The sequence below is a fragment of the Kordia aestuariivivens genome (assembly GCF_014397005.1).
Lineage (GTDB): Bacteria > Bacteroidota > Bacteroidia > Flavobacteriales > Flavobacteriaceae > Kordia > Kordia aestuariivivens.
The window spans coordinates 72,976-94,774 of record NZ_JACGWS010000011.1 but is presented as its reverse complement, the minus strand read 5'-3'; the positions used below and the strand labels follow the sequence as shown (position 1 = coordinate 94,774).

Below are 21,799 nucleotides of genomic sequence, written 5' to 3'. Positions count from 1 at the left end.
CATATTATAGTAAAAACGATTTAGTTGCTGATACACCATTATTGTTGCATTGCTATTGATAATCTGATAAAAAAATAACATTAATTTTAGGATGTATGTTTTTTGTATAGGTGGTTTTTAAGGATTCGTTAACAATTATAAATAAATTGCTACTACTAATCAAAAACAACTATATGAACCGTTATTTAATCATCCTTGCTTTCATGTTCTCCGCAATATGGAGTTATGGACAAGATTTTGAGATAAAAGGTAATGTTACGGAGGAAGGCACCAACATGCCGCTTCCAGGCGTTACTGTTTTACTAAAAAACACAACCACTGGAACTGCCACCGATTTTGATGGTAACTTTATCTTAAAAGGCGTCCCAAGCGGAAGTACTTTGGTATTCTCTTCCATTGGATATGCAACTCAGGAAGTTGTGATCAGATCCAACAAAGCACTTTCTATTATTATGGTAGAAGATGCTGAATCGTTAGAATCGGTAGTCGTAATTGGGTACGGTTCGCAACGAAAAGAACTCGTTTCTGGAGCGTATTCTACTGTAAGTGCTGATAAAATTATTGAGCGAAACCCGGTCAGAGTTGAAGAAGCATTACAAGGAGCAGCTTCGGGAGTACAAGTAAATGCAACTTCAGGTTCGCCTGGAGCAGCGTTAAACATTCGTATTCGTGGTATTACTTCAAACGGAAACAACAATCCATTAATTATTGTAGATGGTGTGAACGTCGGAAATGACCTAAGTATCATTGATCCAAACGACATTGAGCAAATTGATGTTATTAAGGATGCAAGTTCTGCTATATATGGTGTGCAAGCATCAAATGGTGTCATTTTAATTACTACGAAAAGCGGAAAAAGAGATTCGGCAACAAAATTCTCTTACAATGCGTATTACACAATTCAAGAAACATCCAACAAGCTCGATTTGATGAATGCTACTGAATATGGAGTATATGTAAACGAAACTGAAATTGCGGATGGAAACGCATTACCGTTCCCAGACATTTCAGGACTTGGCGTAGGAACAGATTGGCAAGATGAGTTATTTGGAACAGCAGCATTGTTCAGTCACAGTTTAAGTGCAACTGGTGGTTCGGAAAATATATCGTACGGATTCAGTGGAAGTTATCTTGGACAAGATGGTATCATTGCCAGTGATAAATCTAACTTTACAAGATGGACGTTAAAAAATAATTTAAGTGTTGATCTTTCTGAAAGACTGAAATTAAACACACTCTTACTATATACAAACAGAAAAACAAGAGGAATTCCAGAAGGCGGAAGAGGTTCTATACTCTACTACGGCGCAAATGCTTCTCCATTAACGCCAATATTTGACGGAACAGATGGTACAGGTCCATCAAGAGGGTTCTCATACATTGGTACGGAACAAGGAATTGAAATTATCAATCCATTTGCTGTAATCAATAATACGTTTAACGAAGCAAAAACAAATCGTTTTACAGGAAAAATAGAACTGGTATATGATATTATAGAAGATATGCAAATTACATCGCGTTTTAACTTTAACTATGCAGATGTAATTTCTCGTTCATACAATCCATTACAATATTATGGACCAAACAAAGTACAAAACAATGTATTGGTACAAAACAATCAGTTTAACTTAGATACGAATGATGACGGCGACAGAGACGTATATAGTACGGTAAGTGAAAACACGCAGAACTTCTTCGATTATACATGGGAAACCTTCCTTAACTATCAAAAATCATTTGGAGATCACAATTTCAAAGGATTATTAGGAGCATCCTTGCAAAGTTTTCAATATGACGGAATATTTGCGACAGGTTTCTTAGTAAATGGTCCAGATACATGGAGCAACGCATATCTAAGCAATACACAATCATTCATTATAGATGAAGACGATACGCCAAACGGCGATCCACAAGACATTCAGCAAACGCTAAATGCAACCACAGGAATAGGAGAAGACAGAAACTATTCTGTATTTGGTAGAATTCAATACGATTACCAAGGAAAATATTTACTCTCTGCCATGTTACGACGCGATGCTTCTACACGTTTTGGTCCTGACAACAGAGTTGGATACTTTCCATCAGTTTCTGGTGGTTGGGTTGTAACGGAAGAAGAATTCTTTAAAGTAAAAGGAATTGACCGATTAAAACTAAGAGGAAGTTGGGGTATTACAGGAAACGATAGAATTGGAAGTTACCGTTGGTTAGGTTTCTTACAAGGAGCCAACGCAGAAGCTACATATCCTTTTAATGATAACTTATCATTTGGAAATGCAATCGGAGCTTTATCAAACTCAAAACTACAATGGGAAACTACGAGACAAACAAACATCGGTTTTGATATTAGCTTATTAGATCGTAAATTAGATATCACAGTAGATTATTATAAAAAACGTACGGAAGACTTACTATTAATACCTGAAGTATCAGGATTATTAGGAACAAGCGCAGGTGGAAGTTCAGCTCCAGTTGTAAATGCGGGAGTCGTTGAAAACAAAGGACTTGATTTAAGTATTAACTTCTCTCACGACTTTTCTGATGATTTCAGTATCCAAGTGGGTTATAACCTAACAAGTATTGATAACAAAGCAATTGAAGTAAACAATGCGGCAGGTTTCTTACCAGGAGGATTGTTTGACTTAAATCAAACAACATCGCGTTTTCAATCGGGCTTACCAATTGGAGCATTTTGGGGATTACAAACAGATGGAATCTTTCAAAACCAAGCAGAAATTGATGCACATGCTGCACAACCAGATGCACAACCGGGAGATATTCGTTATGTAGATTTTGATGGAGATGGTGTCATTGAATTTGGAAGTCAAGATGATCAAACCATGATTGGAAATCCAATTCCAGACCTAACGATGGGACTTAGCTTAAACTTAAATTACAAACAATTTGATTTTGCTACGTCTTTATATGCTTCTATCGGAAACGACATTGCTAGAAGTTACGAACGTTTCTTAACCTATAGCAACAAGCCAAGTTTATACTTAGATCGTTGGACAGGCGAAGGAACATCAAACTCAGTACCTAGAGCTTCTACAAACGCTGCAAACAACCGTTTGTTTTCAGATTTTTATGTAGAAGATGGTTCGTACTTACGTATACAAAACATTCAAGTTGGATACTCATTGCCAAAAGATGTCTTAGAAAAAATTCATTTGGACAGATTCAGACTTTACTTTGGAGTAAATAACTTATATACGTTTACAAAATACCAAGGATACAATCCTGATGTATCGAACTCAAGTCCATTGGGCGCAGGAGTTGATTTAGGACAATATCCATTAGCAAGAACATTTACAACAGGAATTAATGTATCATTCTAAAAAGAGAACTATGTATAATAAGATAACAAAAATAGCAGCAACACTGCTGGTCATTATAAGCATACAATCTTGTGATGATTATTTAGAAATTTTGCCTCCAGGGCAAGAAAACTCAGAAAACTTCTTCAATACGCCCGATAACTATCAAGATGCACTCGTTGGTGTCTATGACTTACTATCTACTACGTATTTGAATAATATTTTAGGTGAAATAGCCTCTGACAACAGTTTGTGTGGAGGAGAAAGCCCAACAGATGTACTCGATTGGCAACAAATTGATGATATGATTCAGACTCCGGACAATGGCGCTTTGCGTAACATTTTCCAGTGGATGTATGCAGGAATCAGTAGAGCCAACTACATTGTAGAATTTCAAGACAATATCGATTTTGATGGAAAAGACCAGCTATTGGCTGAAAACCTATTCTTAAGATCATACTACTACTTTGAATTGGTAAAATTCTTCGGAGATGTACCTTTATATACAGACGGAAGAATCACTATTGATGAAACACAAGCAATTGACAGAACGCCTAGCGCAGATGTATATGCACGTTTAGAAGTTGATTTAATGAATGCAATTCCAGAATTACCTTGGACGCAAACTCAAAACGGGAGAGCAACCAAAGGAGCTGCATGGGCATTACTAGGTAAAATATACTTATACCAAGAGAAATTCACGGAAGCAGCACAAGCGTTTAATGAAGTGATTAACTCAGGACAATATCAATTAGTACAAGATTTCAACACTATCTTTTTAAACAATAACGAAAACAATGAAGAATCTGTATTTGAAATTCAATACTCAGGTACGCAAGAAGGTGCTAGTTTTGGATGTTTTCAATGTGTAGAAGGAAATGTAGCTGTAGGTTTTATGGGACCACGTTTCTTAGGAGGAAACTTTTCACCGTATGCTTCTGGTTTCAGTTTCAATGTACCAGTACAAGATGTTGTAGATAGTTACCAAGCTGGTGATACGCGTTTGGCGTCAACAGTATTAGATATCAATGCTTTTGTTGCAGCACGACCAGATGTAAGCTTCAATGAAGGTTCAGAACACACAGGATATTTCAATCTAAAATACATTCCGTATGCAAACGACAATGTAATACAAGATGCAAACATCAACCGTAGTAACAACTACAGAGCGATCAGATTTGCAGACGTACTCTTAATGGCTGCAGAAGCAAACTTACGTGCGCCAGCGCCAATTGCAAACCCGCAAACATTCTTAGATGCGGTACGCGATAGAGCATTCGGAAACACGCTAAACAGAATTCCAGCAACTTTGGAAAATGTATTAGATGAAAGAAGACGTGAATTAGCAGGTGAAGGACATCGTTTCTTTGACCAAGTTAGAACAGGACAAGCAAGCACTATTCCAGGGTTTACACCAGGGAAAAACGAAGTATTTCCAATTCCAAGAATCGAAATAGAATTGGCAGGGAATCGTTGGCCACAAAATGCAGGATATTAATAGCTAGAAAAAGAAAACAATACAAGATGAAAATATTAAAATATGTATTCAGTTTATGTCTAGTCGCACTGATCGTTTACAGTTGTGATGAAGATGACAGTACGGATTTTGTAGACACAGCAAGTGCGCCTACAAATTTATCGTTATTAACAGAAATAACGCAGGACAATACTGGTTTGGTGAAAATCACGCCATTAGGAGAAGGAGTTACTAACTATGATTTGAACTACGGTGATGGTTCTGACTTAGTAGAAGGTATAGAACCGGGAAGTTTTGTAGAGCATACGTATGCAGAAGGTACTTACCAAGCTACGTTGACAGCAAAAGCGTTAAATGGAGACATTACCACGTTGACAAAAGAAATAGTAGTATCGTTTCAAGCGCCACAAAACTTAGTGGTGACCATTGAAAATGATCCGGGAATCTCAAAACAAGTAAATATTACAGCTACCGCAGATTTTGCAATGAGCAACCAAATTGACTTTGGTGATGGAAGTCCTGTTGTATCTGGAAACATTGGAGAAAACGTTTCTCATATATATGATGATCCAGGAATCTACACAATCACAGTGATTGCTATGGGTGGAGCCATTGAAACAACTACATATACCGAAGATTTTGAAGTAACAGCAATTGTACAGCCATTAACATCAGCACCAGCACAACCTGCTAGAGCAGATAGCGATGTAATCTCTATCTTTAGTAGTGCATACAATGATGTAGCAGGAACTAACTATTTCCCAGATTGGGGACAAGGTAGTCAAGGAAGTAGCTGGGCAATGTTTGATTTAGGTGGAGACCAAATGCTTCAGTACATCAACCTAAGCTATCAAGGAATTGCTTTAGCAGATGGAACATCAGTTGATGTTTCTGGGATGGAATTCTTACACATAGATGTTTGGACAGCTGATGTTGTTACAGACCTAGAAACTTCACTTATCAACGGACCAGCTGCAGCAACAGAAGCACCAGTAACACGTTCGTTAACAGCAGATTCATGGACTAGTATTGAAATTCCAATCGCAGAATATGTAAATCAAGGACTAAGCGTAAATGAAATCTTTCAATTAAAATTCGTTGGAACACCTTGGGCAGCAGGAACAGTATTCATTGATAATATCTATTTCTACAAACAAGCCTCAGCAGCACCCGCTATTGCAGGAGTTTGGAAAGTAGCACCAGAAGCAGGATCGTTAGCCGTTGGACCTACATTAGGTTCAGGACAATGGTTCTCTATTGATGATGCAGGAGTAATAGCAAGAGCATGTTTCTACGATGATGAATATGTATTTAACAATGACGGAACATTCAACAATGTATTAGGAGCTGATACTTGGATAGAACCATGGCAAGGTGGTGGAGACGCTTGTGGCGCACCAGTAGCACCGCATGACGGATCAGGAGCAGCAACGTATACGTATGATGATACTGCAGGAACCATAACACTAAACGGAACAGGTGCATATTTAGGAATCCCTAAAGCAAACAATGCAGGAGAACTTTCAGATCCAGCAAATGCTCCAAGTTCTATTGTATACGATGTAACACTAGTTGATATCAATACAATGATCGTAAATATTGAAGCTGGTTCAGGTGTATTCTGGTCATACAAACTTATCAGAGATGGCGCAGCACCCGTATCACCTATTGCAGGATCATGGAGTATTACTCCAGAAGCAGGATCATTAGCCGTTGGACCTACATTAGGTTCAGGACAATGGTTCTCTATTGATGATGCAGGAGTAATGGCAAGAGCATGTTTCTATGATGATGAATATGTATTCACCAATGGTGGATCATTCAGCAACGTATTAGGAGCCGATACTTGGATTGAACCATGGCAAGGTGGTGGAGACGCTTGTGGCGCACCAGTAGCACCGCATGACGGATCTGCAGCAGCAACATTCGTGTATGACGAAATCGCAGGAACAATCACAATCAATGGAACAGGCGCATATTTAGGAATCCCTAAAGCAAACAATGCAGGAGAACTTTCAGATCCAGCAAATGCTCCAAGTTCTATTGTATACGATGTGACCACTATTGATGCCACTACAATGACACTGAACATAGAAGCAGGTGCAGGTGTATTTTGGACATTTAAGCTAACAAAGAATTAAAAAATGAAAAAGATGAAAAAAATTAAATACATACTCACATCACTTATAGGTATTCTGTTACTCACAGTGAGTTGTCAGGATGATGAAGCGACTGTTGGAGACTTATTAACACCAACAAACTTACAAGTCACGGCAGTAATTGTTGGTCAGGATGCAAACAATCCAAACGGAGATGGAAGTGGAGTGGTAAACTTTAGCGCCTCCGCAGATGATACTATCACCTATAGGTTTGTGTATGAGTCAAACGAAAAAACGGACCCAGCAGGAGCAGCGACATTTACATTCTCTAACTTAGGAATCAACACGTATACTGTTACTGTAATTGCTTTTGGAACAGGAGGAATTTCAACATCTACTACAATTACTGTAGATGTATTAGCTACGTATGCACCACCAGCAGAATTACTAGATAAACTTGTTGGAAATGGTTCAAGATCATGGAGAATCAAATCTGAACAACAAGGACACTTTGGTTTAGGACCTGTTGGCGGATCAGTTCCGACAGAATGGTATGGAGCTGGACCAGAAGAAAAAGCAACTGTTGGAATGTATGATGATAGATATGTTTTCAATGCTGACGGAACGTTTACGTTTATCACAGACAATACAAATGACGATCCAACAACAGACACTTCAGGAACCGTATTTGGTCGTGTAGGTCAAATAGATGCCTTAGGAGGTTCTGGTGGAACTGTCAACGGAGCAGATCTTGAAAACTTACCATTCAGTGATTTTGATGAAGCTTGGGCATTAATCGCTCCAGGTGGTGTAGAAACAATCACACTTACAGGAAACGGATTCATTGGGTATTATACAGGCGGATCACAAACGTATGAGATTTTTGATCGTTCAGTACCAAATGAATTGATATTAAGAACTACAGATGGAAACAGCGAATTTGACTGGTGGTTTATCATCACTTCGGCTGAACCAGCAGGAAACAATTTCCAAACACAATATACCAACCTAGTTTGGCAAGACGAATTCGATACAGATGGCGCACCAGATGCAGCGAACTGGACGTATGACCTTGGCGCAGGCGGATGGGGGAATGGAGAACTTCAAACCTATACAAATAGTACAGACAATGCAGTTGTAGATGGTGGATTCCTTAAAATCAATGCGATAAGTACTGGTGGCGGAAACTACACATCAGCACGTTTAAAATCAGAAGACTTATTTGAGTTTACCAATGGTAGAGTAGAAGTTAGAGCAAAACTGCCAGCTTCTCAAGGAACATGGCCAGCAATATGGGCGTTAGGTGAAGATTACCAAACAAACACATGGCCTGGTTGTGGTGAAATTGACATCATGGAGCAAAAAGGACAAGATAAAAATACGGTTTTAGGAACGGTGCATCATCCGGGAGTTTCACCAGGCGGAGGAGATTCGGCAACGACATCATTACCAACATCGACTACAGAATTTCATAACTATACTGTAGAGTGGACACCAACGGAAATTATCTTCTTGGTAGACGATTTCGTATATCATACGGTTGACAACAACGCAACATTACCATTTAACAGTGATTTCTTCTTAATCTTAAATGTCGCAATGGGCGGAACATTAGGAGGAGACATTGACCCAGCATTTACACAAGATACTATGGAAATTGACTATGTAAGAGTATATCAATAGCTAATTATTATTTGAATAAGCAAACTTGCTTAAAATGTTTGTTCTTTTCATATTCGAAAAGAACAAACATTGCAAGTTATGATAAAGTATTACCGCTAATGAAAAGTCAATCAAATTAACCAAGCAATCTTAGATTAAAAGAACGACATCGATGTCGTAAATTATAGTATTTACCCTCAAAATCACCTATATTGTTAGCATAGTGGATATTAAAAATACACAAGACACACCACAACAACTACAACATTACCACAACATCTAACGAAATAGCTGTAAAACAGCTGGTATATTTAAAAAATATTTAAAAAATAATATCATTGCGAATCCTTTAAAACCAACGGATTCAAATTAAATAATTCACAATAAACACTTGTTTTTATTACGGTGTATGTTTTTTGTTGTAATTCTTTTTGAGAATTTCGCAATAATTATATATAGTTTTAGTAACAAACAAATCTTGCTGTGTTTTCATAACCAATTTACCAAATGTTAACATTGCAATAAACTAATCAACAATGAAAAAAACCTTTCTAACGTTAGCACTGATTTTTTTAACAACGACGATGTTTTCTCAAACAAATAGCGTGACTGTTAAAAAAGACAGTCAGGGAATGAAATTAGTAGTAAACGGAAAAGATTTCATCATTAATGGTATGAACTGGGATTATGTGCCTATTGGTTCTACAATTACTGATCCAGGAATCTGGAATAGATCTGACGAAGTAATTATGTCAGCATTAGATGCTGAAATGTCTCTATTAAAAAACATGGGCGTAAATGCAATTCGTACATATGGTTTAAAACCTAAATGGATTACATACATCTATGAAAATTATGGGATCTACACAATGTTAAATATAACATTTGGAGCATACGGACTTACGATAAATGGTGCTTGGACACCACAAACAGATTATGCTGATCCTGCTACGCGAAAAGTTTTAATGGCAGAAGCTATAGAAATGGCAAATACCTATAAAGGTACGCCAGGACTATTATTATATATGATAGGAAATGAAAATAACTATCACTTGTCATGGACAGGAGCAGAAACAGAAGCCATTCCAATAGAAGGTATTGATTCAAACAAAATACAATCTGCCCGTGCTTTATACAAAGCTGTCAATGATGCAACAATAGAAGTTAAGAAAATTGACAAATCGGTTCCTGTTGCAATCTGTAATGGAGATTTATTATATATAGACTTAGTAAAAGAAGAATGTAAAGATGTTGATATCTACGGTACAAATATGTATAGAGGTATTTCATTTGGAGATGCTTTTCAACGAATTAAGGATGAATTAGATATGCCTGTCTTATTTGCAGAATTTGGAGCTGATGCTTTTAATGCAAGAGACAATGAAGAAGATCAATATTCACAAGCTTATTACAATCTAGGAAACTGGAAAGAAATATATGCAAATGCTGCTGGTTTAGGAAAAGCTGGAAACTCATTAGGAGGATTTACTTTTCAATTCTCTGACGGTTGGTGGAAATATTTACAAACAAAAAATTTAGATGTTCATGATAATGTTGCTGTTTGGCCAAATGGAGGATACTCTAGAGATCAAGTAAAAGGAACTGATAACAACATGAATGAAGAGTGGTTTGGTATCTGTGCAAAAGGACCAACCAATGCTAGAGGTTTATATACATTATATCCTCGTGCTGCATATTACGCTTTACAAGAAGCACATCAATTAAATCCGTATGCTCCTGGTACAAATGCTGAGTTTATATCAAATCACTTTGACAATATTCAAATCATGGATGCAGTCCTAAGAGCAAGAGGAGATAAAGCTGCCTTGAGTGGTGGCGGAAGTCAACAAATACGTATTAGTCAGTTAAGAGCTGAGTTCACAACATTCAATACAGGTGGAAGCCTCATTACAACACCAGACAATGCGGATCCTAACGGTGACAGTTTTCCAAATCAACTAGGTTTTGATCATATGCAATCGTATTTTATTGGTATTGAAGGAAATCCTTCGCCAAACATGAGAGCAAATGTGAACTTCAATGTTATTGGTAGAGTTGCTGAGAATCCAATTGATGAAATTTTCTATGAAAACAGAGGACGTAATGTTTCTGTTAATTCTGATAATGGAGAAGTAATACTCGGTGATGTAAATCGTGTAAATGTATACAACGCTGAATTTGAATGGAATGCTAAAGATTTTGATTTAAGAGGTTTTTACAGAACTGGTCATTACCATTGGGGTTATGAAGGTGATATCTTCGGATTATATCCAGAAGCAAACTATGGTCCAAACTTAGACATCTATGGAGGTGAAATTTTAGGAATCGAAGTAGATGGTAAAGGAGCCTTTAAAGGTGCAAAAGCTGCATTTGGTCCACAACTTTGGTGGGGAGCAAATCCAACAATGTTATTAAAATATTCAAGAAATGTAAAAGGGTGGGATATTACAGGTATCTATCACAGAGATCTTGAAACTGATATTACATTCGATCAAACTGGACGTCGTGAACTAGATCCAAATCAAGTTCGAAGTGGTGTGATACCAGCGTGGCCAACAGAAAGAGCTACACTTGCTATTGAACGTGATTTTGGTAAATTCGGATTGACACTTGGAGCTATATGGGCAGGAAATCCATTAAACGGTAGTTCTTATCAAGATGTTAGAGGAACTTCAGGAAACTACACAGTTGTAAATGACAAAATAAAATCTAGTGACAATTGGGGAGCGAAAGCAAAAATCACCTACCAAGGTGGAAGATTTAATTGGTATGCACAAGGTAGTATCATGGGATTAGTTGCCAATGGTGGTGCTGATCAAACACAAACATTCACAGGATGGAGATTAAGAGACTCTGGAAGTGGTAACATGTCAAACATCTTAACTGGTTTCACATACACATTTGGAGACTTTCAAATAGCACCAAACTTTATGTGGCAAAAACCACTTGTAGATGCAATGCCAACTGATGTTACAGGTCCAGGTAGATTACGTAATGTTATTGATGATCCTTTTGCTGTTAGAGGTGGAAACCGAGAAACAACTGCGGGTGAATTATTAATCACATTCGATCCAACACCAGGAACTTGGATGTATGAGTGGAATAATGACAGAGCAGAAGATGCAAAATTTGCTGCAAACTTAGGATTTGTATTCCGTCATTTACCAACAACACAAGATGCACATATTGGTTTCAATGCAAATCGTACATTCTTTGCCTTTCCAAATACTGTTGCCGCAGAAGACTTATGGGAAATAAACTCTCGTATCGTATCTAAGATTTCTCCAGAATTAGGAATCATTGGAAACTTCTACTACGGAAATGCACAAGCAAACGGTGATGACGATCGTTTAATCAAACGATTTGGTGGAGATATAAGAATGATTTACAACAACATTAAAGTAGTATCACATGTAAAAATTAACGATTGGGGACCATTTGATTACCACAGAGATTTCAACTTAACATATCCAACACAGTTAATGTTAGATATATCTACAACACTTGGAAAACCAGATTGGTTTATTTTACCAAGTACAACAGTCGGAATTCGTGGAACTTGGCGTACAATGAATGAATTTTCACCAAGATACGCTCCAAATGCGACAGCTAATGAATTTTCAAACGCACCAGTATTAAGTCCAGTAGGATTTGATAATGGTACGGAATGGGAAATAAGAACATACATACACATCAACATCGGAAAATAAAAAGCTATGCAAACGAAAAAATTAACATACATAAAAAAAGCACTACTTGCGAGTTTGGTAATTGCCATGACTGTAAGTTGTGAAAGAGACATATCGGATGATGCTATAGAAGCAACATTCCCTAATACACCAGATATATTTACGGATGCACCAGTAGGACTTACAGATGAATTCTTTACATCTTTTGATCCTGCCGTTGGTGCTAACACTGAAGGTTTTGGAACTGATGAAAACGTGGCTTATGAAGGAACATCATCAATAAGAATTGATGTACCGAGTCCAAGTGATCCAGATGGTAATTTTATTGGTGGAATTTTTAAAGATCGAGGCGAAGGTAGAGATTTATCTGGCTACGATGCTTTAACTTTTTGGGCAAAAGGAACGCTTACTGGAAGTATAGAAGTTGGTTTTGGTACAGATTTCGAAACTGATACATATCCAGTTTCAACAGTAATCCAATTAGCAACCGGTTGGAAAAAGTATGTCATTCCAATACCTGATGCTTCTAAATTAGTTCAGGAAAGAGGTATGTTCTTATTTTCAGCAGGATCTTTCGATGCCTTAGGAAATGATGATTTTGCCGATGCAAGCTCATTTAGTGATAATATTGGATACACGTTTTGGATAGATGAATTAAGATTTGAAAACCTAGGTACTGTAGACTTACTATTCCCATTTATGCTAAATGGTCAAGATGTAGAAATTGATAATTTTACAGGATATACACAAACAATAGATGGCTTAGGAGCTACTTTCAACCGAGGAAACGGACAGAATGTATCTGTCAAAGCAGCAAAAGCTTATTTCGATTTTTCATCATCTGATACAACTGTTGCTACTGTGACTGATAGTGGTGATGTAACTGTGATTGGCGCAGGTGTTGCAACTATTACAGCAAGAATAGGAAATGAAGAAGCTAATGGATCTTTAGAAATAACTTCTACAGGTGCATTTGTGAATGCTCCAGACCCAACGCAAGCACAAGCCGATGTTACTTCTATCTACAGTGATTCTTACACTGGAGTTGATGGATTTGATCCAGGAGTTTTTGCAGGTTCTAATACTCAGAATATTGCCGTACAATCTTTTGCAGGGAATAGTCATGTGCGCTATGAAGGAATAGATTTTATTGGAATGGGATGGAATGGAACTGTGAATGTAACAGGTGAAACAATGGTTCATATAGATGTTCAGTTAACAAGCGCTGCTGGTTCTGCACTTGTAATGGAATTAATCGATTTTGGCCCTGATGATACTGACAATGGTTTTGGTGATGGAAGCGCTGGTGGATTTAATGTCAGCAGTCAATTAATCCAAGGACAATGGGTTGGTATAGATATCCCTTTAAGTTCATTTACTTTACCTACGGGTGGAGGCGGTGCTGGTTCTCCTAATTTAGGTAATATCGGTTACCTTGTTTTTGTTTCTTCAAACGGAGCATCATTTTTAATCGATAACATATATTTCTATTAAGAATTCATAAAATTTCAAAATATGAAAAAGATAATTAAAAATAGTATTCTAGCATTAACGATTATTTCAAGTTTTACTTTTGTTAGTTGTGATGCAGATGAAACCCAAACTGTCGCTACTCTAAATAATTTAGTGATGTCAGACGAGTTTGATATTGATGGTACGCCAGACGCTAGCTTATGGACGTATGATTTAGGTGATGGAACACAACAAGGTTTACCAGCAGGTTGGGGTAATAATGAGTTGCAAGTGTATACAAGCAATTCTGAAAATGTAGAGGTTCAAAATGGACTTTTAGTTATTACGGCTCGCGAAAGTAACTCTGGAGGTTACACTTCTGCTAGAATAAAAACTCAAGGATTATTTGAGCAACAGTACGGTCGTTTTGAAGCACGAATTCGTTTGCCTCAAGGAAAAGGTTTATGGCCAGCATTTTGGTTGTTAGGAAATGATTGTGATCAGAATCCTTGGCCAGCATGTGGAGAAATTGATGTCATGGAATATCTAGGAGACCAGCCTACAATTGTTTTAGGTAGTGTACATGGACCTAATTATTCTGGTGCAGAATCCATCTCAAAAGAATATCAACTTACAAATGATAGATTTGATACAAGCTTTCATGTTTTTGGTATAGAATGGAGTCCAAATCAAATTAACTATTATGTAGATGATGTCTTATACCAAAGTATTACACCAGAAACCATTACAGAAGAAACTAATGGTCAAGGTACATGGGTATTTGATAGCTCTTTCTATATTATTATGAACGTAGCAGTTGGAGGTAACTTGCCTGGTAGTCCAGATGCAAATACCGTTTTCCCACAAAGAATGTTTGTTGACTATATAAGAGTTTATAACTAAAAAAAACAAAGACATGAAATTTTTAAAACATAAAATAACCCTACTTTCTCTAGTAGTATTCTCACTAACAATCTTTACCTCTTGTGAAGATGACAATGAAAGTGGAGTAACACTTATAGGATTAGAAGCTAAATTTGTAAAAGAAATAGATTCTAAAACAATTTCATTTATCAATGTTTCTAACAATGCCACATCTTATTTATGGGATCTTGGTGATGGAACTACTTCTATATTGACGAGTCCTGTAAACCGGTATGATAATGGGACGTATACAGTAAGCCTTACAGCATACAATGACAACGGCGACTCTAGTACTTTTCAAGAGACATTCATAATTGATGGATGTACTGACGAAACGGATGAAAATATAGATCCTGCAAACGGGGATTTAAACTGGACTTTTTTAAATACAAATGATGATGCAACTTTTGATCCATTCGGAAATATTGGTGGTGCCATTGTAACAAATCCAGTATTAGATGCTGTAAACAGTAGTTGTAATGTACAAGTCTACGAAAAGGCAAATGGTTGTGAAGTTTGGTCTGGAGTAGGTAAAGAACTTCCAACTTCATTAGATTTTGCAACAATGACTAATAAAACTTTTAAAATGAAAGTTTTAGCAGAAAATCAAGTTACAGATGTTACGCTAAGATTAGAATTTATGCCTTTTCCAAATGTAAATCCTTTCCAAGAAAGAATAGCAACCATAACACAAGTTGGAGCATGGCAAGAACTTAGTTTTGATTTTACAAATGTTAATTCTGGAACTTTTAAAAGTATGATTATCTATTTTGAAAGAAATACTCCATGCGACGGTGACATTTATTATTTTGATGATATCACCCAAGAATAAAAATTAGAACGAAATACATTATAATAGCCGCTACTTCTACGGAAGTAAAAAATGACAATAATGATTAACCAAGCAACACCAGATCAAGATATTTTAGCTCATATGTCTCAAATAGATACCGTCAAAATAGACAACGAACAATTTTATAAAATTTCCAATAGCGATACCATACGACCATTTTTCATGAGTATCGTAAGTGATTCAAACCATTGGATGTTTATTTCCAGTAATGGCGGATTAACCGCAGGACGTAAAAATTCAGAATTTTCTTTATTTCCATACTACACAGATGATAAAATCACAGAATCTGCTGATATTACTGGAAGTAAATCTATTTTTCAAATCACGAAAAACAACAAAAATCACTTATGGGAACCGTTCTCTGAACGTTTTGAAGGTATGTATGAAGTGACACGTAACTTGTACAAAAACAATTACGGAAACAAAGTAATGTTCGAAGAAATCAATCACGATTTAGAACTTACGTTTCGCTACCAATGGAATTCAAGTGAGAATTACGGATTTGTAAAAAAATCACAACTCACTAACAATTCACAAGAAACAGTAAGCATTACTGTTTTAGATGGAATTCAAAATATTCTGCCGTATGGTGTTGGATCTGACTTGCAAAACGCAAGTAGCAACTTGGTGGATGCTTACAAACGTACTGAACTTGAAGAAAGTACAGGCTTAGGAATCTATGCGTTAAGCGCGATTATTGTTGACAAAGCAGAACCAAGCGAAGCGTTAAAAGCAAATGTAGTTTGGTCATTAGGATTTGATAATGCACAATACTTACTATCATCATTACAACTAAAATCATTCCGTAAGCGTCATCCTATTCATCAAGAAACAGATGTAAAAGCAGAAAAAGGAGCGTACTTTATCAATGCAGAAGTAAGCTTAAATGCTTCCGAAAGTAAAGATTGGATCACGGTTGCGAATGTAAATCAAGATCATGTTGATATTGCAAGCTTATCAAACAACATAAAAAACGATCCAGACTTAGCGCAAAAAATACAGGAAAGCATCGACGTTGGAACAAAAAAGTTGATTCAACTAAATGCAGCTTCTGACGGATTGCAACTATCTGCGGATAAATTTAGAGATACACGTCATTTCTCAAACACGTTATTCAACATTATGCGTGGAGGAATCTTTGATAACAACTATCAAATAGAAAAGTGGGATTTCAAAAACTATCTAGCAAAAGCAAACAAAAAAGTTGCCATTAACAACAAAGAAGTTGTTGACGGATTGCCAGAAGAATTTGCTTTTTCACTACTTCAAGACCTTGCATACCAAAGTACAGACAAAAACTTTAGACGTTTATGTTTAGAATACATGCCATTAAAATTCAGTCGTCGTCACGGAGATCCAAGTCGTCCTTGGAATAAATTTTCGATCAATACACGAAGTGAAATAGATGGTTCTAAAATTCTTGATTACGAAGGAAACTGGCGCGATATCTTCCAAAACTGGGAAGCATTAGCACATTCGTATCCTGAATTTATCGAAAGTATGATTCATAAATTCTTAAACGCAACTACGTTTGATGGGTACAATCCATACCGTGTAACAAAAGGTGGTTTTGATTGGGAAACAATTGAGCCAGACGATCCTTGGTCGTACATTGGATATTGGGGCGATCACCAAATTATTTACTTACAGAAGTTTTTAGAAATTATAGAAAGTCACAAACCAGGAAAACTGGAAAGTTTCTTTAGCAAAGAATTATTTGTGTATGCAAATGTTCCTTACAAAATAAAAAAGTATCAAGATTTACTAAAAAACCCAAAAGATACGATAGAGTTTGACGAAGCGTTAGATCTTAAAATTCGTGATCAACGTGAAGAATTAGGCGCTGATGGAGCGTTACTACGCGATGAAAACAGATTTATTATCAAAGTAAACTTCATTGAAAAAATACTAGCAACAACGCTAGCTAAACTATCTAACTTTATTCCCGAAGGTGGAATTTGGATGAACACACAACGTCCAGAATGGAATGACGCAAACAACGCATTAGTTGGAAACGGAGTTTCAATGGTAACGTTATATTACTTGAGACGTTTCTTGAAGTTTTTCGACGGTGTATTTGCACAATCGAACACAGAAACGGTTGAAATCTCTACGGAATTAGCTGAATTTTTCCACAAAGTTTCAAACACATTTACAATACACAAAGACTTACTTGCAGGAAAAATAAACAACACGGAGCGTAAACATGTTTTAGATGGTTTAGGAAACGCAGGAAGTGATTACAGAGAAAAAATCTATAACGAAGCATTTTCAGGAAGAAAAACAGATATTTCTATCAGCGAAATCAAAGCATTTGTGGAAACAAGTTTAGCATACCTAGAGCATGCAATTGAAGCCAACAAACGCGAAGACAATCTCTATCACGCTTACAACCTAATGACTGTTGAAGACAATGGAGATGTTTCTATTTCGTACTTAAACGAAATGTTAGAAGGACAAGTTGCGGTATTAAGTTCAGGCTATATCTCATCGAAAGAAGCATTAGAAGTGCTTGATAGTTTAAAAAGCAGCAAACTATTCCGCCCAGATCAATACAGTTATGTACTCTATCCGAATAAAGAATTAAAAGGGTTTATTGAACGTAATACAATTTCAGCTTCAGCGGTAGCGGCATCAACGCTATTACAACAATTAGTAGCTGATGGAAATGGCAAAATCATTAAGAAAGATGTAAATGGTGACTATCATTTCAATGGAAACTTTAAAAATGCAGGCGATTTAAAAATTGCTTTAGACGGATTAGCGGACACTTCATACAGCGATTTAGTTACATCTGATGCGACACAAGTTTTAGACATATTTGAAGAAGTATTCAATCACAAAGAATTTACAGGACGTTCAGGAACGTTTTACGGATACGAAGGATTAGGTTCTATCTATTGGCACATGGTGTCAAAACTGCAATTAGCAGTATTAGAATGTTGTCTAAAAGCAATTCGTGAAGATGAAAGCGATGAAGTTGTTGGTCGATTATTAGAACACTATTACGAAATCAACGAAGGAATCGGAGTGCATAAATCACCGTCACTATACGGTGCTTTTCCAACGGATCCGTATTCGCATACGCCAGCAGGAAAAGGTGCACAACAACCTGGAATGACAGGACAAGTAAAAGAAGACATCTTAAGCCGTTTTGGTGAACTAGGTGTATTTGTAACGGAAGGAAAACTCTATTTCGATCCATGTTTATTGCGTCAAGATGAATTCTTACTAAAAGATCGTCCATTCAACTATATAAACATTGCGAAAGAAGAAAAACAAATTCCTGTACAAAAAGGTTCGTTGGCATTTACGTACTGTCAAGTACCCATAGTATATACAATTTCAGACGAATACGCTTTAACAGTTCATTTAAAAGATGGACATACCAAAGCATTTGAAAAATTAAGCTTAGACGCAGAAACAAGTCAAAAAGTATTTGATCGCGAAGGCGAAGTGATTCAAATCAATGTGAATATTAAAACAAGTCATTTAAAGTAACATTTAAAAAGTACCATGAGCACACTAAAACACATATCGAAACTACTATTGGTAACGCTATTAATGGTGTCTTGTGAAAATTCACAAAAAAAGAAAGAATCATCCGAACCATTAACACAGAAAGAAGTGACTGCTAAAGATATATTAGGAAACAAAAACTATTTAGCCATCTCGTATGGAGGTTACCGTGATACATTACGTGACATACAGCCAACTATTGCAGAGCTAAAAGAAGATATGAAGATTCTCCATGCGATGGATATTCGAGTATTACGTACATACAACGTACAATTACCACAAGCAGCTAACATTTTAAAAGCAATTCGGGAATTGAAAAACGAAGACGCAAACTTTGAGATGTATGTGATGTTAGGTGCATGGATTGATTGTAAAAATGCTTGGACAGAACATATTCCTGATCACAATCAGGAAAGTGAGCTAAATGCTGACGAAATCGCAAGAGCTGTCGCATTGGCGAATCAATATCCAGATATCGTAAAAATAGTAGCTGTCGGAAACGAAGCAATGGTAAAATGGGCGGCTAGTTACTATGTACAACCTAATGTAATCCTAAAATGGGTAAACCATTTGCAAGACCTCAAAGAAGAAGGAAAACTATCAAAAGATGTGTGGATTACAAGTTCGGACAACTTTGCTTCTTGGGGCGGTGGCGATACCGTATATCATGTAGAAGACTTAAATAAGTTGATAAAAGCAGTAGACTTCATTTCTATGCATACGTATCCAATGCACGATACACATTACCATCCAGTTTTTTGGGGAATAGAAGAAGGCAAAACAAAATCGAGTCTTCAAAAAATTGACGATGCAATGTTGAGAGCTAAAAAATATGCAATATCTCAATACGATAGTGTCTATAACTACATGAAAAGTTTAGGAGTTGACAAGCCAATTCACATTGGTGAAACAGGTTGGGCAACATTTTCTAACGGACATTACGGAAATAAAGGAAGCAAAGCAACAGACGAATATAAAGAAGCATTGTATTACAAACACATCCGCGAATGGACAACTGAAGCAAACATGTCATGTTTCTACTTTGAAGCATTCGATGAAATATGGAAAGATGCACGCAATCCGGGCGGTTCTGAAAATCACTTTGGATTATTTACCATTGATGGAAAAGCAAAATATGCACTTTGGGATTTAGTAGACAAAGGTATATTCAAAGGCTTATCTAGAAATGGAAAACCAATTGTTAAAACATACAATGGAGACAAAGACTCTTTATTGCTGGAAGTACAATTACCACCTATAAAAAAACTAGCTGTAAACCACTAACCATGAAAAATATAAAAACATACAGTTTTTTAATGCTATCAATCATCACAATAGCAGCATGTAAAACAGAAAAACCTACACAATTGAAATTGAAAGCAGACGTATTTGAAACTTCAGAAAGCGGAAACAAACTGACGCAACTTACTGAATTTAAAACGGCAGAACAGGATACGCTTATAAATCCTTCTGAAATTGTGCTTTCTCCCGAAAAAGAATACCAAACCATTACTGGTTTTGGAGGTTCATTTACAGAATCATCTGCTTACTTATTAAATAAACTGAGTAAAGAAAACAGAAATAAAATCATTCAAGCGTACTTTGGAAACGATGGCGCGCGCTATTCACTCACACGAACACACATTAGTTCTTGTGATTTTTCATTAAGTAACTATACGTATGCACCAGTTGCAGACGATATGACGATGGAACATTTTTCCATTCAAGAAGATCAAGATGACTTAATCCCGATGATAAAAGATGCAATGAAAGCCTCTGAAGACGGATTCAAAATCATTGCTTCTCCTTGGACTGCGCCGCCTTGGATGAAAGACAACAAAGAATGGGTTGGTGGAAAATTATTACCAAAATACAATGATGCCTATTCATTATTTTTCTCAAAATATATAGATGCATACAAAGCAGAAGGTATTGATATTTGGGGAATAACAGTTGTAAACGAACCACACGGAAACGGGAATAACTGGGAAAGTATGCACTTTTCGCCGAAAGAAATGACAGATTTAGTTCAAAACCATTTAGGACCAAAATTAGAAGCTGATGGAAAAGGAGATGTGAAAATCTTAGGATACGATCAAAACCGCGCAGGTATCAAAGAATGGGTTGACGAAATGTACAAAGATGAAGCCTCTTCAAAATACTATGACGGAATAGCGATTCACTGGTATGAAAGCACCTATGATTTCTTCCCAGAAGCATTACAATACGGACACAACAAAGCTCCAGACAAATACCTAATAGAAACAGAAGGTTGTGTAGACTCACAAGTACCTGTATGGAAAGATGATGCTTGGTATTGGAAAAAAGAAGCAACCGATTGGGGTTGGGATTGGGCTTCAGAAGAAGACAAACACTTACACCCAAAATATGCCCCTGTAAATCGCTATGCGCGAGATATCATCGGTTGTTTAAACAATTGGGTTGATGGTTGGGTAGACTGGAATATGGTCTTAGACAGACAAGGTGGACCAAACTGGTTTAAAAACTGGTGTGTAGCGCCTGTTATCGTTGATCCTGATGCAGATGAAGTATACATGACGCCATTATATTACACAATGGCGCACTTTAGCAAGTACATTCGTCCTGGAGCAAAAGTAATTGATGCAAACAAAACTGACAAAGAACTCATGGTGACAGCAGCGAAAAATCCTGATGGAAGCATCGCTGTAGTTGTATTTAATGAAGGAAAAACAGAAAAACACTTTTCACTTAAACTAGGTGAAAAAATAAAAAATATATCAATTAACCCACAAGCGATTCAAACCATCGTAATTACCAACTAAAACCAA

11 protein-coding genes are annotated in these 21,799 nt (G+C 36.7%); all 11 read left to right on the top strand.

Going from position 1 to position 21,799, the window contains the following annotated elements; all coding sequences use genetic code 11:
- Positions 1–173: 173 nt before the first annotated feature.
- Positions 174–3,335, top strand: coding sequence for a SusC/RagA family TonB-linked outer membrane protein (locus H2O64_RS17180; protein WP_187563448.1), 3,162 nt, complete (start codon positions 174–176; stop codon positions 3,333–3,335).
- Between the two features lie 10 nt (positions 3,336–3,345).
- Entirely contained in the window at positions 3,346–4,812 is a 1,467-nt protein-coding gene (locus tag H2O64_RS17175) for a RagB/SusD family nutrient uptake outer membrane protein (protein WP_187563447.1), read from the top strand.
- A 26-nt stretch (positions 4,813–4,838) separates the two neighbouring features.
- Entirely contained in the window at positions 4,839–6,932 is a 2,094-nt protein-coding gene (locus tag H2O64_RS17170; protein ID WP_187563446.1) for a PKD domain-containing protein, read from the top strand.
- A 12-nt stretch (positions 6,933–6,944) separates the two neighbouring features.
- A complete protein-coding gene (locus H2O64_RS17165; protein ID WP_187563445.1) occupies positions 6,945–8,573 on the top strand; it encodes a glycoside hydrolase family 16 protein in 1,629 nt (542 codons plus the stop codon).
- Positions 8,574–9,088: 515 nt separating this feature from the next.
- Positions 9,089–12,262 carry a glycoside hydrolase family 2 TIM barrel-domain containing protein gene (locus H2O64_RS17160; protein WP_187563444.1) on the top strand — a complete coding sequence of 1,058 codons (3,174 nt, stop codon included), beginning with the start codon at positions 9,089–9,091 and terminating at the stop codon, positions 12,260–12,262.
- A gap of 6 nt (positions 12,263–12,268) precedes the next feature.
- Positions 12,269–13,735, top strand: a complete 1,467-nt coding sequence (locus H2O64_RS17155) for a CIA30 family protein (RefSeq protein ID WP_187563443.1) — start codon at positions 12,269–12,271, stop codon at positions 13,733–13,735.
- Positions 13,736–13,756: 21 nt separating this feature from the next.
- On the top strand, positions 13,757–14,596 hold the full coding sequence (locus H2O64_RS17150; protein ID WP_187563442.1) for a glycoside hydrolase family 16 protein: 840 nt from the start codon (positions 13,757–13,759) through the stop codon (positions 14,594–14,596).
- A gap of 13 nt (positions 14,597–14,609) precedes the next feature.
- Positions 14,610–15,449, top strand: coding sequence for a PKD domain-containing protein (locus tag H2O64_RS17145; protein WP_187563441.1), 840 nt, complete (start codon positions 14,610–14,612; stop codon positions 15,447–15,449).
- A gap of 60 nt (positions 15,450–15,509) precedes the next feature.
- Positions 15,510–18,971: a hypothetical protein gene (locus tag H2O64_RS17140; RefSeq protein ID WP_235982913.1), complete on the top strand. Its 3,462-nt coding sequence runs from the start codon at positions 15,510–15,512 to the stop codon at positions 18,969–18,971.
- A 15-nt stretch (positions 18,972–18,986) separates the two neighbouring features.
- The gene (locus H2O64_RS17135; protein WP_187563440.1) at positions 18,987–20,273 is read left to right on the top strand and encodes a glycosyl hydrolase family 17 protein; all 1,287 of its coding nucleotides are present in this window, start codon (positions 18,987–18,989) and stop codon (positions 20,271–20,273) included.
- A gap of 2 nt (positions 20,274–20,275) precedes the next feature.
- Positions 20,276–21,793 (top strand): glycoside hydrolase family 30 protein, encoded by a 1,518-nt coding sequence (locus H2O64_RS17130; RefSeq protein WP_187563439.1) that lies wholly within the window; start codon positions 20,276–20,278, stop codon positions 21,791–21,793.
- The last annotated feature ends 6 nt before the right edge of the window (positions 21,794–21,799 follow it).